This is a genomic window from Flavonifractor sp. An112 (assembly GCF_002161085.1).
Taxonomy (GTDB): Bacteria; Bacillota; Clostridia; order Oscillospirales; family Oscillospiraceae; genus Flavonifractor; species Flavonifractor avicola.
Map to the genome: position 1 here is coordinate 1 of NZ_NFLU01000023.1, position 22,326 is coordinate 22,326.

Annotated in this window: 18 protein-coding genes; 11 read left to right on the forward strand and 7 right to left on the reverse strand. The window is 62.9% G+C overall.

Annotated elements, in window-relative coordinates; all coding sequences use genetic code 11:
* The 7 genes from B5E56_RS14655 to B5E56_RS13640 all read left to right on the forward strand — a co-directional run.
* The coding region (locus B5E56_RS14655; protein ID WP_087391105.1) for a hypothetical protein at positions 1 to 700 on the forward strand (700 nt) is incomplete at its 5' end.
* The gene (rlmD, locus tag B5E56_RS13615) at positions 687 to 2,054 is read left to right on the forward strand and encodes a 23S rRNA (uracil(1939)-C(5))-methyltransferase RlmD (RefSeq protein ID WP_087391109.1); all 1,368 of its coding nucleotides are present in this window, start codon (positions 687 to 689) and stop codon (positions 2,052 to 2,054) included. The genes B5E56_RS14655 and rlmD, both read left to right, overlap by 14 nt.
* Before the next feature lie 141 nt (positions 2,055 to 2,195).
* The gene (locus B5E56_RS13620) at positions 2,196 to 3,314 is read left to right on the forward strand and encodes a WG repeat-containing protein (protein ID WP_158098736.1); all 1,119 of its coding nucleotides are present in this window, start codon (positions 2,196 to 2,198) and stop codon (positions 3,312 to 3,314) included.
* 18 nt (positions 3,315 to 3,332) lie between these two features.
* Positions 3,333 to 3,992 carry an S-layer homology domain-containing protein gene (locus tag B5E56_RS13625; RefSeq protein WP_158098737.1) on the forward strand — a complete coding sequence of 220 codons (660 nt, stop codon included), beginning with the start codon at positions 3,333 to 3,335 and terminating at the stop codon, positions 3,990 to 3,992.
* 157 nt (positions 3,993 to 4,149) lie between these two features.
* A complete protein-coding gene (locus tag B5E56_RS13630; protein ID WP_087391117.1) occupies positions 4,150 to 5,514 on the forward strand; it encodes an MATE family efflux transporter in 1,365 nt (454 codons plus the stop codon).
* 173 nt (positions 5,515 to 5,687) lie between these two features.
* Positions 5,688 to 5,954, forward strand: a complete 267-nt coding sequence (gene rpsO / locus B5E56_RS13635) for a 30S ribosomal protein S15 (RefSeq protein WP_087188508.1) — start codon at positions 5,688 to 5,690, stop codon at positions 5,952 to 5,954.
* 174 nt (positions 5,955 to 6,128) lie between these two features.
* A complete protein-coding gene (locus tag B5E56_RS13640) occupies positions 6,129 to 8,279 on the forward strand; it encodes a polyribonucleotide nucleotidyltransferase (protein ID WP_087391120.1) in 2,151 nt (716 codons plus the stop codon).
* An 81-nt stretch (positions 8,280 to 8,360) separates the two neighbouring features.
* Here B5E56_RS13640 and ftsH read toward each other — a convergent pair whose 3' ends face one another.
* Positions 8,361 to 10,244 (reverse strand): ATP-dependent zinc metalloprotease FtsH, encoded by a 1,884-nt coding sequence (ftsH, locus tag B5E56_RS13645; protein ID WP_087391123.1) that lies wholly within the window; start codon positions 10,242 to 10,244, stop codon positions 8,361 to 8,363.
* Positions 10,245 to 10,454: 210 nt separating this feature from the next.
* Between ftsH and B5E56_RS13650 the strand changes: the two genes are divergently transcribed.
* The gene (locus tag B5E56_RS13650; RefSeq protein ID WP_343214253.1) at positions 10,455 to 10,934 is read left to right on the forward strand and encodes an SLOG family protein; all 480 of its coding nucleotides are present in this window, start codon (positions 10,455 to 10,457) and stop codon (positions 10,932 to 10,934) included.
* Here B5E56_RS13650 and B5E56_RS13655 read toward each other — a convergent pair.
* Both B5E56_RS13655 and B5E56_RS13660 read right to left on the reverse strand, forming a co-directional pair.
* Entirely contained in the window at positions 10,921 to 12,291 is a 1,371-nt protein-coding gene (locus tag B5E56_RS13655; protein WP_087391126.1) for a penicillin-binding transpeptidase domain-containing protein, read from the reverse strand. The genes B5E56_RS13650 and B5E56_RS13655 overlap by 14 nt on opposite strands.
* Positions 12,278 to 14,068 (reverse strand): FtsW/RodA/SpoVE family cell cycle protein, encoded by a 1,791-nt coding sequence (locus B5E56_RS13660; RefSeq protein ID WP_087391129.1) that lies wholly within the window; start codon positions 14,066 to 14,068, stop codon positions 12,278 to 12,280. Before B5E56_RS13660 ends, B5E56_RS13655 begins: the two co-directional genes overlap by 14 nt.
* A gap of 211 nt (positions 14,069 to 14,279) precedes the next feature.
* On the opposite strand from B5E56_RS13660, the gene yedF reads away from it, so the two are divergent.
* The gene (yedF, locus tag B5E56_RS13665) at positions 14,280 to 14,879 is read left to right on the forward strand and encodes a sulfurtransferase-like selenium metabolism protein YedF (protein WP_087391132.1); all 600 of its coding nucleotides are present in this window, start codon (positions 14,280 to 14,282) and stop codon (positions 14,877 to 14,879) included.
* A complete protein-coding gene (locus B5E56_RS13670) occupies positions 14,879 to 15,136 on the forward strand; it encodes a DUF3343 domain-containing protein (RefSeq protein ID WP_087391135.1) in 258 nt (85 codons plus the stop codon). The genes yedF and B5E56_RS13670 overlap by 1 nt, the downstream gene beginning before the upstream one ends.
* Positions 15,137 to 15,194: 58 nt before the next feature.
* Here the strand turns inward: B5E56_RS13670 and B5E56_RS13675 are convergent, their stop codons facing one another.
* Positions 15,195 to 18,866: a phosphoribosylformylglycinamidine synthase gene (locus B5E56_RS13675; protein WP_087391138.1), complete on the reverse strand. Its 3,672-nt coding sequence runs from the start codon at positions 18,864 to 18,866 to the stop codon at positions 15,195 to 15,197.
* A gap of 360 nt (positions 18,867 to 19,226) precedes the next feature.
* Here B5E56_RS13675 and B5E56_RS13680 point away from each other — a divergent pair, with 360 nt between their 5' ends.
* Positions 19,227 to 19,973, forward strand: a complete 747-nt coding sequence (locus tag B5E56_RS13680) for a zinc ribbon domain-containing protein (RefSeq protein ID WP_087391141.1) — start codon at positions 19,227 to 19,229, stop codon at positions 19,971 to 19,973.
* Positions 19,974 to 20,233: 260 nt separating this feature from the next.
* On the opposite strand, the gene B5E56_RS13685 is transcribed toward B5E56_RS13680, so the two are convergent.
* The 3 genes from B5E56_RS13685 to B5E56_RS13695 form a co-directional block, all read right to left on the reverse strand.
* Positions 20,234 to 21,094: a DUF3298 and DUF4163 domain-containing protein gene (locus B5E56_RS13685; RefSeq protein WP_087391144.1), complete on the reverse strand. Its 861-nt coding sequence runs from the start codon at positions 21,092 to 21,094 to the stop codon at positions 20,234 to 20,236.
* Entirely contained in the window at positions 21,091 to 21,582 is a 492-nt protein-coding gene (locus tag B5E56_RS13690) for an RNA polymerase sigma factor (RefSeq protein WP_087391147.1), read from the reverse strand. The genes B5E56_RS13685 and B5E56_RS13690 overlap by 4 nt, the downstream gene beginning before the upstream one ends.
* Positions 21,583 to 21,600: 18 nt before the next feature.
* A partial coding sequence (locus B5E56_RS13695) for a GDSL-type esterase/lipase family protein (protein ID WP_143383184.1) occupies positions 21,601 to 22,326 on the reverse strand: 726 nt, incomplete at its 5' end.

Here is a 22,326-nt window from a genome sequence, read left to right on the forward strand (position 1 = left end):
CTACTCCCACGCCTACGCCGGAACCCCCCCCCCCCCCCCCACCCCCGAACCGCCCCAGTGGGGGGAGCAGGTCTTTACCCAGACCTATACCGCCGGGGACGGCACCCAGGTCATGACGGTGCGCTATACCCTGCCCATGGTGCAGAATACCGACACCTGCCCCGCCGGGGAGGTCATCAACGACTGGTACAAGGCCGACGGCGCCAGCCGCATGGAGAGCGCCGAGGCCAACTATGAGCAGGTGGTGGCGGACTACGACGTGTCCAAGGCCGCCGGCTTCTCCTTTACGCCGGTCACCGAGGAGATGAGCTATGAGGTGGTGCTCTCCACCGATCAGGTCATCAGCATCCGCCGCACCTGGTACATCAACAGCGGGGCGGCTTACCCCACCGTGTTTGAGCTGGGGGAGAACTTTGATCCCCAGACCGGCATCAAGCTGACCTTTACCGACTTCTTTACCGACGCCCAGGCCGTGCAGGACCGGGTGGTGAAGGCCTTCCTGGCCAGCCCGGAGCTGTCCGCCGGGGAGTTCACCCAGGCGGCTGTGACGGCGGCCTACCAGCCGGAGCAGTTCTGCCTCACCTCCGACGGCTATGTGTTCTGGATTCAGGGCAACACCCTGACCGGCATCCACTCCCCGGTGGAGGTCACCATTCCCTATGATACGCTGAAGGACGTGAGTATGTATGCAGCCCAATAAGCCTCTGGAAGGCCATACCTATCCCCTGCGCATCGAGGGCTACAGCAGCGACGGCGCCGGTGTGGCCCGGCTGGACGGCATGGTGGTGTTTGTCCAGGGGGGCGTCCGGGGCGAGCTGTGCCAGGTGCGGCTCACCCATGTGGGCCGCTCCGCCCTGTGGGGCGTGGTGCGGGAGGTCACCGAATCCTCCCCTGCCCGGATCACCCCCGACTGTCCCTATTATGACCGCTGCGGCGGCTGCGCCTTCCGGCACATCACCTACGCCGAGGAGCTGGAGGCCAAGCGCACCCGGGTGGAGGACTGCCTCCGCCGTCTGGGGGGCGCGGATATCCATGTGACGGAAATTCTGGGGGCCGCCCGGCCTGACCGCTACCGCAACAAGGCCCAGTTCCCCGTTGCCCCCGGCCCCCGCATCGGATTCTACCAGTCCCGCACCCACAAGGTGGTGGACGTGAAAGACTGCCTGCTCCAGAGCGAGGCGGCCGCCCGCCTGCGGGGGGCGGTGAAAGACTGGATGATGGAGTATTCCATCCCGGCCTACAATGAGAAGGCCCGCTCCGGCCTGGTGCGCCATGTGTATGTCCGCACCAACCGCCGGGGGGAGAGCCTGTGCTGCCTGCTGGTCAACGGCGTAGGGGTCCCCCGGGAGAGCGAGCTGGTGCGCGCTCTCCGGACGGCTGAGCCCGGCCTGGTGGGCATCGTGCTGGGGGTCAACAAGAGCCATACCAACGTGATTTTGGGGGACTCTTACCGCACACTTTGGGGACAGGACTTCCTGTCCGACACCCTGTGCGGCTCCGACTTCCGCCTGTCCGTCCCCTCCTTCTATCAGGTCAATCCCGACCAGACCGAGGTGCTCTACGGCAAGGCGGTGGAGCTGGCTCAGCTCACCGGCACCGAGACCGTGCTGGACCTGTACTGCGGCATCGGCACCATTTCCCTGGTGATGGCCCGGCAGGCGGGCAGGGTGTGGGGGGCCGAGGTGGTGCCTCAGGCGGTGGACGACGCCATTCAGAACGCCCGCCGCAGCGGCATTGAAAACGCCCGGTTCCTGTGCGCCGACGCCGGCGAAGCCGCCCGGCAGCTGGCCCGGGAGGGGGTGCGCCCCGACGTGATCTGTGTGGACCCGCCCCGAAAGGGGCTGGCGGAGGACGTGGTGGCCACCATTGCCCAGATGGCCCCACAGCGGGTGGTCTATGTGTCCTGCGACCCGGCCACCCTGGGCCGGGACGTGAAGCGGTTCGCCGCCCTGGGCTATACCCTGGATACCGCCACCGCCGTGGACCTCTTTCCCCGCACGGTCCATGTGGAGACGGTGGCCCGATTGGTCAAAAAACGCCTGAGACCATGTTGATGTGACCTTTACCTCAATCACCGGTGAGAACTCAGGCTTGAATATGTCTGAATGTTCGGGTATACTGAGGGAGAAAATCGGCGCTGTCCAACAGCGGAAGCGCCGATAGAACGACAAACGGAAAGAGAGTGTGTGCACACAATGAAAAAGTGGCTGAGCAGTATTCTTGCCGCAGCACTCACGGCATCCTGCCTGACGGTATCTGCATTTGCAGCAGATGGGATTTTCCCTGCCGATCAGGCGCATGCCCCGACGGTTTATGCGGTAAACGCCGACCAGTTCTGGCAGGAAAACAGAGATAAACTGTTATCCCAGGGCATTTCCCAATATGGGGAGCGTCCGTTCCGGGAAGGGCTGATGCCTGTGCTGGCGGGCACGGTGGATGCGGACGGCTATCTGATCAACGAGCAGTGGAACTATATCAACGAGCAGGGCCAGGTGGTGGACCTCAACCGCGGACGCTTTCTGTATGTGTTTGACTTTTTCGAGGGCCTGGCGGCGGTCATAGACAAGGACACCATGAAGGTGGGCTACATCGACACCACCGGTAAGCTGGTCATTCCCTGCCAGTTCAGCGCCTATGACTCGATGGGCAGCATATATGTGGGCTATTTCCACGACGGCAAAGCGACCGTATTTACGGACGGCAATTTTGCGGAAACTGAGTACGGCGGCTTCACGGTCAAGGGCGCGCAGGTGGCCGAGATCAGCAAAAGCGGCGCCAAGAGCAATGCCCGCACCTGGAACACCGATGATCTGGCGGGACTGTATCTGATCAGTGACAGCGGCTATATGCCCGACGCGGTGGAGATCCCCGTAGTGGAGGAGCCGCTGACGCTGCAGATTGTTAATTATACGGGCATCGGCGCAGGTGACCCGCTGGGTGATGGTAATTATGTGTTTCAAAATGGCGCGGCGTATGCGGTACAGGCCACCAACAATACCGATGAGCCGCTGCACGAATGCTATGCACTGGTCTCCTACGAGGCGAATGAATCCAAAGCGGGAACCCAGATTTTCTTCTTTGAGATGGATCTCCAGGCGCATGAAAGCAAGCAGTATGCGTTCAGCTCGGCTTTCTGGGGGCTGACCCGCGGCGAATATTCGTTCCTGTGGGTCAAGTTTGACAGTAAGCAGGAAATGGAGTCTTTCCGCGGGGCGGTGCCTTTTGCCGAGGATCAGGCGCAGGCCGAGGGTGAAAACCGCATTGTGGACAGCGGCCGTGCCGCAGCATGGATGCAGCAGAATTTTGGCTTGTAAAATGGGGAGATTGAAATGATGAAACGAATTTTGAGCGCAGTACTGCTGACGGCGCTGCTTAGTACGCAGGCTATGGCGTTTACCTTTGAGCAGGTCCCGGTGGAGGATCTGTTTGCGCCCGAGGTGATTGAACAGGAGCGTGTCTCCGACTGGGCCAAAGAAGAGGTTGACATTGCCAGCTCCCTGGGCCTGGTACCCCCGCTCACAGACCAGCCTGCCTTTACCGGCAGCATCACCAGAGAGCAGTTTGCAGAACTGATTGTAAACCTGGTGGAAAAGGCGCTGGACAAGGAAATTGAGGCGGCGCCTTCTGACACATTTACCGACACGTCCAACACGGCGGTGCTGAAGGCCTATGAGGCCGGGATCATTACCGGCGTGGGCGGAGACAAATTTGCGCCTAAGACTACCACCAACCGGGAACAGATCGCAACTATGATCTACCGCGCCGTGCAGTATCTGGCAGAGCAGACTGGGAAGGATCTGACCCCCAATCCCGGCAGCATTGATCTGTTTACGGATAAAGCCGGCATTTCCGGCTGGGCGGCGGAGGCTGTGGGTAAGCTGGCCGCCAACGACATCATGAAGGGTTCGTCCTCCACAACGGCTTCCCCCCAGGCTGCCTGTACGGTGGAGCAGAGTATCCTCCTCATTTACCGGGTGTACCAAAAAATATAATCGTGCAGAAAGAAGGACGGGTATTTGCCGCAGGCAGACCCGTCCTTTTTTCCTGTTTGCGCCAGTTGCCGTCCCCCCTTGCCTTTTGCCAGCAAACCGTGTACAATCCTCTTGCGGCTCTGGCCGCGTCAGTTTACTTTTTCTGGAGGGATCTGTCATGCGTCTGGCCCGTCCCGTGGGCGATATCACCCAGGGCGTGATCTGGAAACAACTATTAGCCCTATTCTTTCCCCTGTGGTTCGGCACCTTCTTCCAGCAGCTGTACAATACGGTGGACACGGTGGTGGTGGGCCGGTTCGTGGGCAAGGTGGCCCTGGCGGCCGTGGGCTCCACCGGCGTCATCGTCAACCTGACGGTGGGTATCTTCACCGGTCTGGCCGCCGGCGCGGTGGTGGTCATCGCCCAGCGATACGGCGCCCGCCAGGGGGAGGAGGTCCACAGGAGCGTCCACACCGCCATGCTTCTGTCGGTCATTATTGGGGCGGTCTTTACCGTGGTGGGCTTTGTGCTGACGCCCTGGGCCCTCCGGGCCATGGAAACCACCGCCGACGCCCTGCCTGGGGCCATCCTCTATCAGCGGATCTATTTCCTGGGCATGATCCCCAACGTGATCTACAACATGGGCACCGGCGTGCTCCGGGCGGTGGGGGATTCCCGCCGGCCCCTGTACTTCCTCATCGCCGCCTCATTGTGCAACATCGTGCTGGATCTGCTGCTGGTGGTGGTCGTTCCTCTGGGGGTGCTGGGTGTGGCCATTGCCACCGTGGCTTCCCAGGTGCTGTCGGCGGTGCTGGTGGTGATCTCCCTCATGCGCTCCCAGGGCGCCCCCTTCCAGCTCTTCCCCAGCCAGCTCAAGCTCCACCGGCAGCCCATGTCCGCCATTATGAAGGTAGGCGTGCCCACCGCGCTCCAGTCGGTGATGTACTCCGCCTCCAACATCGTCATTCAGGCCTGTATCAATTCCTTTGACACCGACGCGGTGGCCGCATGGACGGCCTACGGCAAGATGGACATCCTGTTCTGGATGACCATTACCGCCCTGTCCCAGGCCCTCACCACCTTCGCCGGGCAGAACTACGGGGCGGGCAAATACGACCGGCTGAAAAAGAGCGTAAAAATCTCGGTGGGCATGAGCGCCATCATCACCATCGCCATGAGCGCCTTCCTGGTGCTGCTGGCCCGGCCCATCCTGTCCATCTTTACCCCCGACCCCGACGTGCTGGAGATCGGCGTGGAGATGGTAGTCTTCCTGGCTCCCTGCTATGTCACCTATATTCTGGTGGAGCTGCTGCCCGGCGCCATCCGGGGAGCGGGCAAGTCCCTGGTGCCCATGCTCATCTCGGTGTTCGGCGTGTGCGGCCTGCGGCTGCTGTGGCTCTTCCTGGTGGTGCCCCGGTACCATACCATCGTCATGGTGGAGGCCAGCTACCCCATCACCTGGCTCACCACCTCGGTGGCCCTGCTGATCTATTATAAATTCGGCAAGTGGCTGAAGGAGCCGGAGGCGGCTTTGTACCGCTGAAAAAGCAAAAAAAGACCCCAAATTTTCCGAATGAATCCTTTACAATGGGGCCAGACTATGATAAACTATCTAAGTCTGTGAACAGACGGTATTTACCCCGGACTTCGTCTCCCGGCTTACACCGGCCGGTCACGCAGCCCGCGGGCACATTGATTGAAAGGTGGAACCTAACCATGATCCGTAAGGACGAAAAGACTGCTGTTATCGAAGCCAACCGCACTCATCCCACTGACACCGGCTCTCCCGAGGTGCAGATCGCCATTCTGACCGCCCGCATCCAGGAGCTGACCGAGCACCTGAAGATCCACAAGCACGACAACCACAGCCGCCGCGGCCTGCTGAAGATGGTCGGTAAGCGCCGCAAGATGCTGGACTACCTGATGGCCAAGGACATCGAGCGCTATCGTGCCATCATTGCCAAGCTGGGCATCCGTAAGTAATTATGTATTGAATAGGGGTGGCGCGGACCTCCGTGCCACCCCTTCTTCCCACTCCTCAGAGCATACTTTTAGCAGTTGAATCTGGGCCTGACGGCCTGCGGACCCGGATTCAAGTGCTAAAAGAGTCAGGCTCTGACGGGTGGGGAAACACCAATGAAAAGGAGGATTTTCCCCATGTCAACCGTGATCAAGCACAAGGAATTCACCAACCGTCATGTGTACAAGACTGAGGTGGCGGGCCGTCCCCTGACCATCGACGTGGGCAAGGTGGCCGAGCTGGCTACCGCGTCCGCCATGGTCACCTATGGCGAGACCACCGTGCTGGTGGCCGTTACCGTATCCCCCCGTCCCCGGGACGGCGTGGACTTCTTCCCCCTGAGCGTGGACTTCGAGGAGAAGCTGTACGCTGTGGGCCGTATCCCCGGCTCCTTCATGCGCCGTGAGGGTCAGCCCTCCCTGCCCGCCGTGCTGGCTTCCCGCGTCATCGACCGGTCCATCCGGCCCCTGTTCCCCTACGACTTCCGCAACGACGTGGTGGTCACCGCCACCGTCATGAGCGTGGACCGGGACTGCTCTCCCGAGGTTACCGCCATGATCGGCGTGTCCGCCTGCCTGGCCTTCTCCCCCATTCCCTGGGCCGGCCCCATCGGCTGCCTGGAGGTGGGCTATGTGGACGGCCAGATCGTCATGAACCCCACCAACGAGCAGAAGCACAACTCCCAGCTGGACCTGACCGTGGCCGCCACCGACAAGAAGGTCATCATGATCGAGGCCGGCGCCAAGGAGCTGCCCGACGACATCATGTATGATGCCATCGTCAAGGCCCACGAGGAGATCCGCGCCCAGGTGGCCTTTATCAACCAGATCGTGGCTGAGATCGGCAAGGAGAAGATGACCTACGATCACGCCGACTTCGATCAGGAGCTGTTCGACAAGATCGTGGAGGCCACCATGGACGAGGCCAAGGCCGCCATGGACACCGACGACAAGAACGTCCGTGAGGAGCGGTGGAACGCCCTCATCGAGCACTGGCATGAGCTCTTCCTGGAGGACTATCCCGAGATGGACAAGTACCTGGAGGAGATCACCTACAAGTTCCAGAAGAAGATCGTCAAGGCCTGGCTGCTGGAGGGCCACCGCGTGGACGGCCGCGCCAAGAACGAGATCCGTCCCCTGGCCGCCGAGGTTGGCGTGCTGCCCCGTGTTCACGGCTCCGGCCTGTTCACCCGCGGTCAGACCCAGGTTCTGTCCATCTGCACCCTGAACACCCTCTCCGCCGCCCAGAAGCTGGATACCATCTGGGAGGAAGAGGAGAAGCGGTATATGCACCACTACAACTTCCCCGCCTACTCCACCGGCGAGGCCCGTGCCGCCCGCTCCACCAACCGGCGTGAGAAGGGCCACGGCGCTCTGGCCGAGCGGGCTCTGGAGCCCGTCATTCCCTCCGTGGAGGACTTCCCCTACGCCATCCGCGTGGTGTCCGAGGTGCTGAGCTCCAACGGCTCCACCTCTCAGGGCTCCATCTGCGGCTCCACCCTGGCTCTGATGGACGCCGGCGTGCCCATTTCCGCCCCCGTGGCCGGCATCTCCTGCGGCCTGATCCAGGACGACGACGGCGGCTTCACCACCTTCATCGACATCCAGGGCGTGGAGGACTTCCACGGCGAGATGGACTTCAAGGTGGCCGGCACCAAGGCCGGTATCACCGCCATCCAGATGGACATCAAGAACGACGGCCTGTCCCATGAGATCATCAAGGAAGCGCTGGAGATCACCAAGGACGCCCGTTACGCCATCCTGGACGAGATCATGCTGCCCTGCATCTCCAAGCCCCGTGAGGACGTGGCCGACACCGCCCCTAAGATGGTGAAGATGAAGATCGACGTGGACAAGATCCGCGAGGTCATCGGCTCCGGCGGCAAGGTGATTCAGAAGATCTGTGCCGACACCGGCGCCAAGATCGACATCGAGGACGACGGCACCATCTACATTGCCGGTACCGACAAGGCCTCCTGCGACGCCGCCAAGAAGACCATCGAGACCATCGTGTTTGTGCCCGAGGTGGGCCAGCTGTACTACGGCAAGGTGGTCCGCATCCTGCAGTTCGGCGCTTTCGTGGAGCTGGCCCCCGGCAAGGACGGCATGGTCCACATCTCCAAGCTGGCCGATCACCGTGTGGAGAAGGTGGAGGACGTGGTCAACATCGGCGATATGATCTGGGTCAAGGTCACCGATATCGACGAGAAGGGCCGTGTCAACCTGTCCTACCGCGACGCCCTCAAGGAGATCAAGGCCAAGAAGGCCGCCGGTGAGCCCATTAAGTAAATCCGGATATGATAAAATCCCCGCTGCCAATGTGGCAGCGGGGATTTTTTGTTTGAATTTTGTGGGTTTGGTGGCAGAGGCTTATCCCTGCTTCAGCAGGTCCATGAACTCATCGCCGGTGATAGTCTCCTTCTCCAGCAGGTAGCCCGCCAGCTTCCGCAGCTGGTCCTCGTGGTCCTTCAGCAGGGCCAGGGCCTTCTGGTGAGCCGCCTTCACGGTGGCCACCACCTGCCGGTCGATCTCAGCCGCCGTCTCAGCGGAGCAGGCCAGGGAGGTGTCGCCTCCCAGGTACTGGTTCTGTACCGTCTCCAGGGCCACCATGTCGAACTGGTCCGTCATACCGTACCGGGTGATCATGGCCCGGGCCAGCTTGGTGGCCTGCTCGATGTCGTTGGATGCGCCGGTGGTGATGTTGTCCGCGCCGAAGATCAGCTCCTCGGCGGCCCGGCCGCCGGTGAGGGTGGCGATCTTGTTGGTCAGCTCCGCCCGGCTCATCAGGTTGCGCTCCCCTTCGTCCACCTGCATGGTGTAGCCCAGGGCCCCCGAGGTGCGGGGTATAATGGTGATCTTGGTCACCGGGGCGGAGTGGGTCTGGAGGGCGGCCACCAGGGCGTGGCCCACCTCGTGGAAGGACACCAGCTGCTTCTCCTGGGGAGAGATGACGGCATTCTTCCGCTGGGCCCCGGCGATGACGGTCTCCACGCTCTCCTCCAGGTCGGCCTGGGTCACCGTCCTGCGGCCCTGGCGCACCGCCCGGAGGGCAGCCTCGTTGACGATGTTGGCCAGCTCCGCGCCGGAGGCCCCGGCGGTGGCCCGGGCAATGGCGCTCCAGTCCACGTCGGCATCGATGTGGACGTGCCTGCCGTGGACCTTCAGGATGGCCTCACGGCCCTGGAGGTCGGGCAGCTCCACCGGCACCCGCCGGTCAAACCGGCCGGGCCGCATGAGGGCGGGGTCCAAGCTCTCGGGGCGGTTGGTGGCGGCCAGCAGCACCACGCCCTTGCTGGAGTCAAAGCCGTCCATCTCGGCCAGCAGCTGGTTCAGGGTCTGCTCCCGTTCATCATTGCCGCCGTAACCGCCGGTGTCACGCTTCTTGCCGATGGCGTCAATCTCGTCGATGAATACGATGCAGGGGGCCTTCTCCCCCGCCTGCTTGAACAGGTCCCGCACCTTGGCGGCGCCCATGCCCACGAACATCTCCACAAACTCCGAGCCGGAGATGGAGAAGAAGGGCACCTTGGCCTCCCCTGCCACGGCCTTGGCCAGCAGGGTCTTGCCGGTACCGGGAGGGCCCACCAGCAGCACACCCTTGGGCAGCTTGGCGCCGATCTCGGCGTACTTGTCCGGCTCGTGGAGGAAGTCCACCACCTCCATCAGGGCCTCCTTGGCCTCGTCCTGGCCCGCCACATCGGCGAAGGACACGCCGGTGGAGGCCTCCTCCACATAGACCTTGGCGTTGGCCTTGCCGAAGGTCATGGCATTGCCCATGCCGCCGGGCAGGTTGCCTCCCATCCGCTTCATCATGAAGCGGGAGAGCAGCTGCCCGATGAGAATAAAGAAGAAAATGGGCAGAATCCAGCTGACCAGGAAGGCCAGAAGGGGATTGGCCTGGGTGGGGATCTCGGCGCTGAACACGATATCCGGGTCCTCCCGCAGCTGGTTCAGCAGCCGCTGGCCGTCGTCCGGCCAGATGCCGGTCTTGTAGTAGCCGGTCCGTCCTGTCTCGTCGGCGGCGATAAAGACGATCTGACGGCTGTCCTCGTCCAGAGCCACCTCCGTGACCTGATGGTCGTCCACCATGGTGAGGAACTGGCTGTAGGGCACCTCGATGACCTGCCGCTCCAGCACCGAGGGGAAGAAGAAGGCGTTGAGAAGCATCAGGGCCACCAGGGCCAGGGCATAGTAGAAAATCAGCGGTTTTTTGGGTGGGCGCGGGGTTTTCCCGTCATCCTTGACCTCGTGCATACTGAAATCCTCCGAAATACGAATAATATTTTCTATGCTAAATAAATAATAGAGTTTTGAGCCTCAAAGTCAAGAGGATTCCCCAAGGTTTTACACATTATTCACATACGGTGTGGAAAAGTTCAGGGCGCTGCCGTTAGGCAGCGCCCTGAATGCGACAAAATTCGTCCTTTGCCCCGGCCTATACTGGGGAAAAAGGGGGGACTGGGTATGACCATGCGGGAACAGACCTGCTGCTTCACCGGCCACCGGGACATTCCATCCACACAGCGGCGGGCGCTGGTGGAAAACCTGGAGGAAACGGTGCGGCAGCTCATTGGCCGGGGGATTCGGTACTTTGGTGCGGGAGGGGCTCTGGGGTTTGATACCCTGGCGGCTCAGACCGTGCTGGGGCTTTTGAGGGAGTTTCCCCACATCAAGCTCATTCTGGTGCTGCCCTGCCCCGACCAGACCAGAGGCTGGCGGGAGGCGGACGTGGCGGAGTATGAGCGCATCAAGGCCGCTGCCCACAAGGTGGTGTATACCGCCGACCGGTACACGCCGGGATGTATGCACAAACGCAACCGGCATCTGGTGGATCACAGCGGGGTGTGCGTGGCCTGGTGCACCCGGGATACCGGCGGCACCGCTTATACGGTCAACTGCGCCCGGCGGCAGGGGCTGGAGGTGCTGCTGCTCAATAGCCGTTGACCAGGGCGTCCAGCACCTGAGCGGCCACGGAACCGGCCACGTCGGCGCCCGAGCCGCCGTTCTCCACCAGCACCACAAAGGCGTAGGGGGCGTCCTCATTGCGGAGGAATCCGGCAAACCAGGCGTGGGGGGAGTTGCCGCCTCCCACCTCGGCGGTGCCGCTCTTGGCGCAGATGTCCATATTGGGGAACCGGCCGGAGCCGTAGGCGTCGATGACGTTGCGGGACATGATGTCCGCCAGGGTGGCGGCGGTGGAGGACTCAATGAGGGTGCCCGTCTTGCTGGTCCACTGGGGCAGAGAGGGCAGGCCCAGGGGATTTTCCACCTTGAGGATGAGCCGGGGCACGGCGGCCTTGCCGCCGTTGGCGATGGCACCCATGTAGGTCATAATGGCGCAGGGGTTGGCCAGGTCGTTGTACTGGCCCACGCCGGCCCAGGCCAGCTGGCCGGTGGTGCCGGTGAAGTCAAACCGCCCGGCGGCGGAGGTGAGGCCGCTGACTTTATAGGAGGAGGTGAGCCCCGCCTTTTGGGTATACTTGGCCATAACCTCCGGTCCCAGCTCGGCGGCCAGCTGGCCGAACACCCCGTTGCAGGAGTTGGCCAGGGCGTCATAGATGTCCATTTCCCCGTGGACCCGGGGGCAGGTGATGGTCTCGCCCCCCACCACCGTGGAGCCGGTACAGGTCCATCTCCGGTCAAAGAGGTCGGGGATGTTCTCAATGGCGGCGGCCAGAGTCACCGTCTTGAACACCGAGCCCGGCGGGAAGGTGCCGGAGAGGAAGCGGTTTAAATACACGCCGTCATAGGCGGGATTGTCCTCCACATCCTCCGGCGGGTCCAGAGGGTCGTAGGTGGGGGAGGACACCATGCACAGAATTTCTCCCGTCTCATAGTTGTACACACCCACCGCGCCCTTGCGGCCTCCCAGGGCCTGATAGGCGATGTAGTTGAGCCGGGCGTCCAGAGTGAGGTACAGATCGTTGCCGTTGCCCAGAGGGGAGTAGGCCCCGGTGATCAGGTTGTAGCCGGACAGCTGGCTGGCAAAGGCGGTGAGTGCGCCGGTGCCGATCTTGCCCTGGGCGTCACCCACGGCGTGGAGGGTGGCCTTGCGGACGGTGGCGTTTTCGTAGTAGTGCCGGGTTCCCTCCTCGTCGGCCCAGGACAGCACGTCCCCGTCCCGGTCCAGCACCCGGCCCACCGACAGCTGGCCCTGGCTGTTGTACAGGTGGCGGTTGGCGGCAAAGGAGGCCCAGCGGCTGCCGTAGAGCACATAGCGCACCACATAGAAGCCCAGCCCCAGGATCAGGGCGGCGGCCAGGATCAGGCAGAGAAAGGCCCGTTTTTCAATCTTCTTCATAGCGGCCCTCCCACTGCTCGGTGCGTTTCATGGACAGCTGGGCGTTCCGCCGGTCCTCCTTCCGGGAGGGCAGACGGATGGCGAAGCTGGCGTTCTGACGGGTGTCGGTGGCCTTCAGATAGGCCAGCAGCCCCCAGGAGGCGATCATGGCGGTGCCGCCGTTGGACACAAAGGGGAAGGTGACGCCAGTGAGGGGCAGGATGTCCACCGCGCCGAACACGTTGAGGCAGGTCTGGAACACCATCATGGAGGTGGCGGCGCAGGCGGCGATGATATAGAAGGAGGACCGGCCCGCCCGGCAGGCCCGGACGGCAAACACCGCCAGGGTGACGATGGACAGGATGGCCAGAATGGCGATGATAAGGCCCCACTCCTCGCACAGCATTCCGAACACCAGGTCGGTGTCGCCCGCGCCCACATTGTGGAGCCAGCCCTCGCCGGGGCCCACCCCCACCAGACCGCCGGAGGCGGCGGCCGACATGGTGCGGGTCTGCTGGTAGCCGCTGCCCACCGAGGCGTTCTCCCAGGCGTGGCCCCAGGTGGCAAAACGGCTCATGATGTAGGGCTTCACCGACAGCATGGTAAGCACGGCGAACACGCCGCCGCCGCAGATGAGGGCCAGGGTGGCCCAGTCGCCGGAGCGGAGGTAGGCGATGACCAGGAAGGTGACGAAAAAGATGGCGGCGGTGCCGAAGTCGCTCATATAGGCCAGACAGGCCAGGGACACGCCGGTGAGTACGATGAACAGGCCCAGGTTCCGCTTGCGGAAGAGCCGCTCCAGGGTGGCGGCTCCGGCAAAGATATAGCAGATCTTGGCAATCTCCGAGGGCTGCACGCTGATGCCGCCGATGGAGATCCAGTTGGCCGCGCCGTACTTGGGATCGGCCAGGCCCAGCTTGTAGAGCACCACCGTCAGGCTGAGTAAACCGATGGCCGCCCCGGCCATGAGCCAGCGGATCTTCTTGGCCCGGTCCAGGTCCCGGAGAAAGACGCCCAGGATGAGGAAGAGGACCAGCCCCAGCACCACGCAGAGGAACTGCTTGAACAGGGCCCCTGTGTTGGAGGAGCAGGTGACCGAAAGAGACAGGGTGGACAGGAAGAAGGCGATGGTCTCCATCTCAAAGCCCACCCGCCGCATGGCCCGCAGCACCAGGAAGTAGAGCCACATGACCCCGGTAAAGCACAGGAAGGTGATGGGGATCATGGGGGAGGCGTCGGGGCCTTCGCTGATGATGAGCTGGATGGCGGTGAGCACCTGGAATACCGTCAGCAGCACCAGGCCCAGCCAGGGGGAAACAGGGCGGGACCGGCGGCGGCTGCTGCGCCGCTTGGCCTTCTCCTCAGGGGAGAGGGGGAGCAGTACCGTCTCCACCCCGCCCACCGCCAGCACATCGCCGTACTGAACGGGTGTAGCGTCATGGACCGGCTTGCCGTTGACGGTGACCCCGCCCTTGGAGTTTAAGTCGTAGGCGGTCCAGGTGTCGTTTTCGTTGCGGATGAGGGCGGCGTGCTGCCGGGATACCACCGGGTAGTTGAGCACCACGTCGCAGCTGCTCCCCCGGCCCAGGATATTCTCCCAGTGGGTGAGGGGCTGGTTGGCCCCGTTGGGCAGGGTGAGATAGGCCCACACCTCGGGCAGGCAGGGCACCGTCAGCAGGGAGCGGATGGTGCGGATGAGGATGAGCAGGGCCAGCACGGGAAAGACAAAGCGCACGATGGAAGTAAACCAGGCGCACAGCACCTGGTTTTCCGTCAGCCAGCCGGTGAGAAGCTCCATACCGCCCACCTCCTTTCGCGTTGGATAATTTCAGTGCCCGGCAAAGTCTCCGGGCCCCTACAGTATAGCACAACTTCCCCCGCCGAAAAAGCACAAGGGCCGTCCGGCGGTGGATTTTAAAGAATTTTTCACATTTTCTACCGGTTTTCCACCACTTGCAGCGGGGAAGATACGGGGGTATAATGAAGAAAAAACGCAGGAGGACAACAACATGGCACACATTGTAGACGCCAAGGGCAAGCCATGCCCCACCCCGGTGATCCTGGCCAAGGGGGCCATGGCCCAGGGGCATACTGCCTTTACCGTCCTGGTGGACAACCCCACCGCCGTGGAGAATTTGAAGCGCCTGGCGGACAACCAGGGCTTTGCTGTGCAAGTCCGGGAGGAAGGGGACACCTTCGCTTTGGACTTTACCAAGGGAGAGGGATGCTCCGCCTGTGAGAAGGCCGTCAACTCCCCCCTGCCTGCCGCCGGAGGGGACTGGGCGGTGTTCGTGGGCCGGGACATCATCGGCGACGGGGACCGGGAGCTGGGCACCAACCTGATGCGGATGTTCTTCTACACCCTGGCCCAGGGGGAGGACAAGCCGGGTGCGGTGCTCTTTATGAATGCCGGGGTCAAGCTGCCCACCCTGGACGAGCAGGTAGCGGACCACCTGAAGGCCCTCAGCGACAGCGGCACGGAAATTCTGGTGTGCGGCACCTGCCTCAACTTCTACGGCCTCACCGATCAGCTGAAGGTGGGCACCGTCAGCAATATGTATGACATCGTCACCCGGATGCAGAAGGCGGTCAAGGTGATCTCCCTGTGATGGATTACGGCGTCATCACCTTTACCTCCACCTACGGGGCCATTTATGCCCAAAAAGTGCTGAAAGAGGTGGCTCCTGTCCAGGTCATGCCGGTGCTGCGGGAGATCTCCCTGGGCTGCGGCATCGCCGTCCGGTTCCGGCCGGAGGACCTGGAGGGGGTAAAATCCGCTCTGGCCGCCTCCACCCTGAAAGAGGGGGAGTACGCCTTCTACGCCGTCACCGGCAGCGGAAAGGATCTGACCGCGCAGCCCCTGTAAGCCGCAAGATACAAAATCAGCCCCCCGCCGCTGGCGGGGGGCTGATTTGTTTTGTTGCTTACTTGAAGTACTCCGCACCGCTCTCCAGCAGGGGCTGGTGCTTGTCGCCGGGGATATTCTTGCCCACGAAAGTACCGTACCGCTCGGAGTGGCCCATCTTGCCGAACACCCGGCCGTCGGGGGAGAAGATGCCCTCGATGGCACACAGGGAGCCGTTGGGGTTCACGTCGATGTCCATGGAGGGCACGCCGCTCTGATCCACGTACTGGGTGGCCACCTGGCCGTTGGCGATGAGCTGGTCCAGCACATTCTGGGGTGCCACGAAGCGGCCCTCGCCGTGGGAGATGGGGATGGCGTGGAGGTCGCCCACGTTGGACTTGAGCATCCAGGGGGAGTTGACGGAGGCCACCCGGGTGGTGACGTACCGGCTCTGGTGGCGGCCGATCAGGTTGTAGGTCAGGGTGGGGCAGTTCTCGTCCATGTCCCGGATCTCGCCGTAGGGCACCAGGCCCAGCTTGACCAGGGCCTGGAAGCCGTTGCAGATGCCCAGCATCAGGCCGTCCCGGTTCTTCAGCAGGTCGTGGACCGCGTCGGTGATGGCGGGATTGCGGAAGAAGGAGCAGATGAACTTGGCGGAACCGTCGGGCTCATCGCCGCCGGAGAAGCCGCCGGGGATAAAGACGATCTGGGCCTTGCGGATGGCGCTCTCCAGAGCCGCGGTGGACTGGAGCAGGTCGTCGGCGGTCAGGTTGCGGATGTTCACTGTCTCGGCGTCCATCCCCGCACGCAGGCAGGCCCGGACGGAGTCATACTCGCAGTTGGTGCCGGGGAATACGGGAATGACCACCCGGGGCCGGGCGATTTTGGACTTGCACACGGCGGGGGAGCGCTTGTCCCAGGAAATGGCCTCCACCGGAGCGGCCTTGCCCGCCCGGGTGGGGTACACGTCCTCCAGCACGCTCTCGTTGAGGGAGAGCAGCTCGTCAATGGGGGCGGAATCGCCGTTGACGCTGACCACAGCGTCGGCAGTGGTGTGGCCAATCAGCAGGCCAACCTCGCACTCCTCAGTGAGCTGGGCCACGATGGCGCCGGGCATCGGGGCGTCCCAGTCCAGATCGGTGTCCACGGAGGTGAAGCCGATGGAATTGCCGAAGGCCATGTTCATGACGGCTTCGCCCAGACCGTTCTCCACCGCCCAGGCCGCCTCCACCTTGCCCGCCTGATGGAGGGCGTGGAAGGCGCTCCAGGCGGACTTGCTGTCCTCAGAGGCAAAGAGGTACACCGGCTTGCCTGCCGTCTTGAACTCGGGGGAGAGCACGTCCTGGGCCTTCACCGGGGCAATGGCGAAGGAGATGAGGGTGGGGGGCACGTCCAGGTCCAGGAAGGAGCCGGACATGGAGTCCTTGCCGCCGATGGCAGCGCAGCCCAGCTCCAGCTGGGCGTCCAGCGCGCCCAGCAGAGCGGCAAAGGGCTTGCCCCACCGCTGAGGCTCGGTGCGCAGCTTCTCAAAGAACTCCTGGAGGGTCAGATAGGCCTTCTCATAGTTGGCGCCCGCCGCTACCAGCTTGGCCACGGAGGTATACACCGCGCTGTGAGCGCCGGCGTAGGGATTGGCGGACAGCTGGTCGGGGTCGCAGCCCCAGGCCATCACGCTGGCCTGATCGGTCTCCTGGTTGGGCTCCACGGGGAAGAGGGCGGCCATGGCCTGGGCGGGGGTGCGCTGGCTCTTGCCGCCGAAGGGCATGAGCACGCTGCCCGCGCCGATGGAGCCATCGAACCGCTCGGTGAGGCCACGGCAGGAGGCGGACTTCAGGCTGGCGGCCATCTCCCGCAGGGTGCGGAACTTCTTCTCACTCTGGGAGGCGGCGGCCTTTTCATCCACCTGAACGGAGGCGTGCTTCACCGCGCCGTTGGTGTTGAGGAAGGCGCGGGACAGGTTGGCCACGGTCTGGCCCCGCCAGGTCATGACCATCCGGGGGGACTCAGTGACGGTGGCCACCTGGTAGGCTTCCAGGTTTTCGGAGGCGGCAAAGTTCATCAGGGTCTGGGCATCCTCAGGGGCAACCACCACGGCCATGCGCTCCTGAGACTCGGAGATGGCCAGCTCGGTGCCGTCCAGGCCGTCGTACTTCTTGCGGACGGCGTCCAGGTCGATGGCAAGGCCGTCGGCCAGCTCGCCAATGGCCACGGACACGCCGCCGGCGCCGAAGTCGTTGCACCGCTTGATGAGGCGGGTCACATTGGGATTGCGGAAGAGCCGCTGGAGCTTGCGCTCCTCGGGGGCGTTGCCCTTCTGGACCTCGGAGGCCATGGTGTCCAGGGAGGACAGGTTGTGGCTCTTGGAGGAGCCGGTGGCGCCGCCGATGCCGTCCCGGCCGGTGCGGCCGCCCAGCAGGATGACCACGTCGCCGGGGGCGGGGGTCTCACGGCGGACATGGTCGGCGGGAGCTGCGCCCACCACCGCGCCGCACTCCAGATGCTTGGCGATGTAGCCCTCGTGGTACAGCTCGGCTACGTGGCCGGTGGCCAGGCCGATCTGGTTGCCGTAGGAGGAATAGCCGGCGGCGGCGGTCTGGGCGATCTTGCGCTGGGGCAGCTTACCCTCCAGAGTCTCGCTCACCGGTACGGTAGGATCGCCGCAGCCGGTGAGGCGCATGGCCTGGTGGACATACACGCGGCCGGACAGGGGGTCCCGGATGCAGCCGCCGATACAGGTGGCGGCGCCGCCGAAAGGCTCGATCTCGGTGGGGTGGTTGTGGGTCTCGTTCTTGAACATCAGCAGCCAGTCCTGCTCCTTGCCGTCCACCTGAGCGGGGACGTGGATGGAGCAGGCGTTGATCTCCTCGCTCTGGTCCAGCTCGGGCAGCAGGCCCCGCTTCTTCAGGGTCTTGGCGCCGATGGTGGCAATGTCCATCAGGGTCTGTGGGCGCTTGGCCGCCTTCTCCTCGCCGTACACCTCCACACGGGCGGCCAGATAGCGGTCATAGGCCGCCTTGACGGCGGGATCGGTGATGTTCACAGCGTCCAGGTGGGTGGAGAAGGTGGTGTGGCGGCAGTGGTCGGACCAGTAGGTGTCCACCACCCGCACCTCGGTGAGAGTGGGATCCCGCTTCTCCTCGTCCTTAAAATAGGTCTGGAGGAAGGTCAGGTCGGCCAGGTCCATGGCCAGGCCGTACTGGTTGAGCAGGGCCTCCAGGCCGGCCTGATCCAAGGTACAAAAGCCCTCCAGCACCGGTACATCAGCGGGCTCGGGATACTGCTGGATCAGAGTCTCAGGCTTGTCCAGGGCAGCCTCCCGGCTCTCCACCGGGTTGATGAGATAACCCTTGGCGCGGGCCAGATCGGCCTCGGAGAGATCACCGGCCAGTACATAGACGGTGGCAGCCCGGACGGTGGGCCGCTCGCCGCCGGTGAGCATCTGAATGCACTGGGCGCAGGAGTCGGCCCGCTGGTCGTACTGGCCCGGCAGGGCCTCCACCGCCAGCAGAGCGCCCTCGGTCTCCGGCATGGTTTCGTCCCACAGCTGGTCCACCTGCGGCTCGGACAGGATGGTGGTGCGGGCGGCCTCATAGGCACCCTGCTCCACGCCCTCCACGTCGTAGCGGCGGATGACCCGCACGCCGGTGAGGCCGCTGAGCCCCAGGGTGCCCTTCAGCTCTCCCAGCAGATGGCCGGCCTCCACGTCAAAGCCCGGCTTTTTTTCCACATAACAGCGAAATACCTTCCCCATATGTACCTCCCTTAAAACTTCCCGCGGATGGAGAGACTCCATCCTGCCCCGCGGGTGCCGCCTGTGCAACGGACGGCGCGCAAATGGCCCGGTCAGCGCCTTTTTCTGGTCTGCCGGGAATGTCTCTGACATAACTATAGCACGGGGGACCGGCCTGCGGCAATAGGCAAACCGACAGAGAAAACCGGGGGAAAGTCAACAATTTCTCTTCCATCGATTTACTTTTTTCTTCAGCTGTGTTATAATCTCGACAATCCGGTTCCATGTTCAAGAGAACCGGTATGCTCCGTCCTAGGGAAGCGGAGCGACAGATTGTGCGGCAGAACCCGTTTTGCCGCCACTGAGAAGGAGTGTTGTGTAATGTTCTGTCCCAAGTGCGGGAAGGAGATCCCTGACGGTTCCGCATTTTGTTCTTCCTGCGGCACCAATGTGAACACCATGGGCGGCCCCAGCGGCGCTGCCAAGCCCTCTGCGGCGGGTGCAGCCTTCAGCGGCCTGGGCGGCTTCCTGAAGGGCTATTTTGCTTCCCCTGTTCAGGCCACCCGGGATACCCTGGCCAAGCGTGACCTGGCAACTCCCCTGATCCTGATGGGCGCGCAGCTCATCGCCTGCATCCTGATGCTCCTGGGCTTCTGCCTGAAGCTGCAGATGATGTCCTACGGCTACCTGGAAGTGCCCTTCCAGTTCTGGTTCTTCGGCGGCCTGCTGGGCGATGCCATTGCCGTTATCATCTTTGTGGCTCTGCTCTTTGGCGGCGCCAAGATCCTCAAGTCCGGCTGCACCTTCCAGGATGCGCTGATGGCCTGCGGCTGTCACTCCATTTTCATCACCATCCTGATGGTCATCACTTTCCTGTGCTTCCTGATCTCCCTGGAGCTGGGCGCCTGGCTGTTCATCATCACCATGATCCTGTGGGTGGCCCTGGGCGTGTCCTCCTTCCAGATGATCGCTCCTGAGATGGAGTCCGGCAAGTCCTGGCTGATCTATCTGGCTGTGGTGGCAATCACCATCATCCTGACTCTGCTCATCGTGGGCAACGGCCTGCTCCCCGCTCTGGCCGGTTCCAGCTCCGGTCTGACCAGCAGCCTCTTCGGCTCCATGTTCTAATCCATCCATACAGACCAAAAACCGGGCGCGCTGCCATGCAGCGCACCCGGTGTTTCTTTGCACAACAAAGGGCCTGTTGCAAAATAGCTGTTTTGCACAAACCTGTCATTGCGAGCCAGTGCGCACACTGGCGTGGCAATCCGTTTCCCCGGCAAAAGGGGCGGATTCCCACGAAAAACGGCCGCCCGGTGGGCGGCCGTTTTTCTCGGAATGACGGGTCTTTGTACGAGCTGCACATTTTGCAGCAGGCCCTTTGTTCTTCACTTGGTTTCAGGCAGAGGGATGCGGAACTCCTGGGTCCCCATATAGCCGGGGGCGATTTCATATTTCTCGAAGAATACCACCGGGGTGCCGTCGGCGTCCAGATAGAAGGACTGATCGTCGGCGATGGATTCAAAGCCTCCCTCCCCCTGGAGGAAGTAGAGGTTATCCGGGTCCTGACTGCGGCGGTCGATCTCGGCGGAAATCACGGAATTGGCAATCTCCTTGTAGTCGGGGCCCAGCAGATCCCGGAGGGTGATCTCCCGCCCGGCCTGGAGGTCGATGTTGTAGGTGTAATACTCGGTGTAGGCGCTGGCCAGAGTCTCGGTTTTGGTGATGACAAAGGAGAGGTAGCGGTCGTTCTGGCACTTGATCTCGTAGTCCACACTGATGATGATGGGCATAAAGTCGTCGGGGTCGCCGCCGGTGGCCACATAGGCCTCCCTGGTGTCCCTGGCCCGGTCCTCCGCCTCCTGGAGGACCTGATCGATGCGGGTGGAGATCTCGGTATTGACCCGCTGCTCCAGATCGGTATCGCCGGCCAGATCCAGGGCGGGCAGGCGCACGTCAATGAGATGGTCCCGGTCCTCCACGGTGTACTGGGTGACGGTGAATACCCGGGCCAGATCGCCCAGTACCGGTACGTCGGCTACGGCCTGGGCAAAGGTAGGGTTGACGTTGACCAGCAGCACGAAGCAGGCGCAGGCGGCCAGTCCGGCGGACAGGCTCCGCCGCAGGCCACGGTGCTGCCGCCGCTTCTTCTCCCCCGCCCGCAGGGCGGAGGCAACGGCGAATTCCAGTTCCGGGGGTGTATCGGTGTTCCGGTACTGCTGCCTGGCTTCTTCCCACAGATCCTTCATGTGGTTACCTCCTCTCCGGTGAGATCCCGCAGCTTGCGCAGGCTTTTGTACAGGCGGGATTTGACGGTGTTCAGGTTGGTGCCGGTGATGTGTGCGATCTCTTCCAGCTTCATGTCCTCAAAAAAGCGCAGTTTGATGATGGCCTGCTCCTTGGGGTCCAGCCGGTCGATGGCGGCGTACAGGTCCAGCCGCTCCGCCGGATCGCTGGCGGGGGCGGGCCCGTCGGCCACCGACTCCTCCAGAGGGACCAGCCGCTTGCTGCGGCGATAGTGGTTCATGCTCTCGTTGAGCAGGATGCGGTAAAACCAGGTTTTCAGGTACTCCGGCTGCCGGAGGGAATCCGACTTGGACAGGGCCCGGACGATGCTCTCCTGGACCACATCCAGGGCAGCGTCCCGATTTTTGACATAGCTGAACGCCAGGCGGTAGAAATCCTCCTGGTGGGCGATAATATACTCGTTCAGCTGCTGCCGGATGTTGTTGTCCAATGCCGGGGTACGCTCCTTTTATTGGGCCGCTGTCTGGCCCGCTTGATAGGCCTCCGGGGTAACGGTGTGGCACATCAGATATTCCAGCCACTTCTGATACCAGGCCTTGGTGAAATGGACCCCGTCCACGGTGGCCTCGGCGGGCAGAATGCCGTTTTCGTCACTGAGGGCGGTCTTGACATCCACCAGGGCTACCTGGCACTCCTCCGCCAGCTTGGGGAACACGCTGTTAAAGTCGGCCACCCGGTCGTTGTTCACATAGGAGGGCTGGTTCTTCTGGGCGCAGATCTCCGGGTTGACGGGCACCAGATTCTGCAGGTAGATGATGGCGTCGGGCTGGGCGGACTTGACCTCCTCCAGGAAGGACTTGAAGGCCTTGTAGAAGCTGTCGGTGCCGGGATAGCCCAGCTCGTTGACACCCAGGGAGATGTAGATCTTCTTGTACTGGGGGCCCTTCTCCAGAGCCTCCACCACGGTGTACTTGCCGCCGTTCATCTCCACCACCTGGCGCTTGCTCATGTCGAAAATGTTCAGACCCTTGTAGCAGTAGAAGGTGGCGCCTTTGATGCCGCTGTAGATCTGCAGGCCGTCGGTGCGGGAGTCGCCGATGAACAGGGCGTCGGAGAAGTAGTCCATCTCCACCGGCTCGGACTCGGGCACCGGCTGGGTGAAGTCAAAGACGGCCGCGGGAGAGGGCACGGGGGTGGCGGTGGGCGTGGGCTCCACAGCCGGAGACTCCGACGG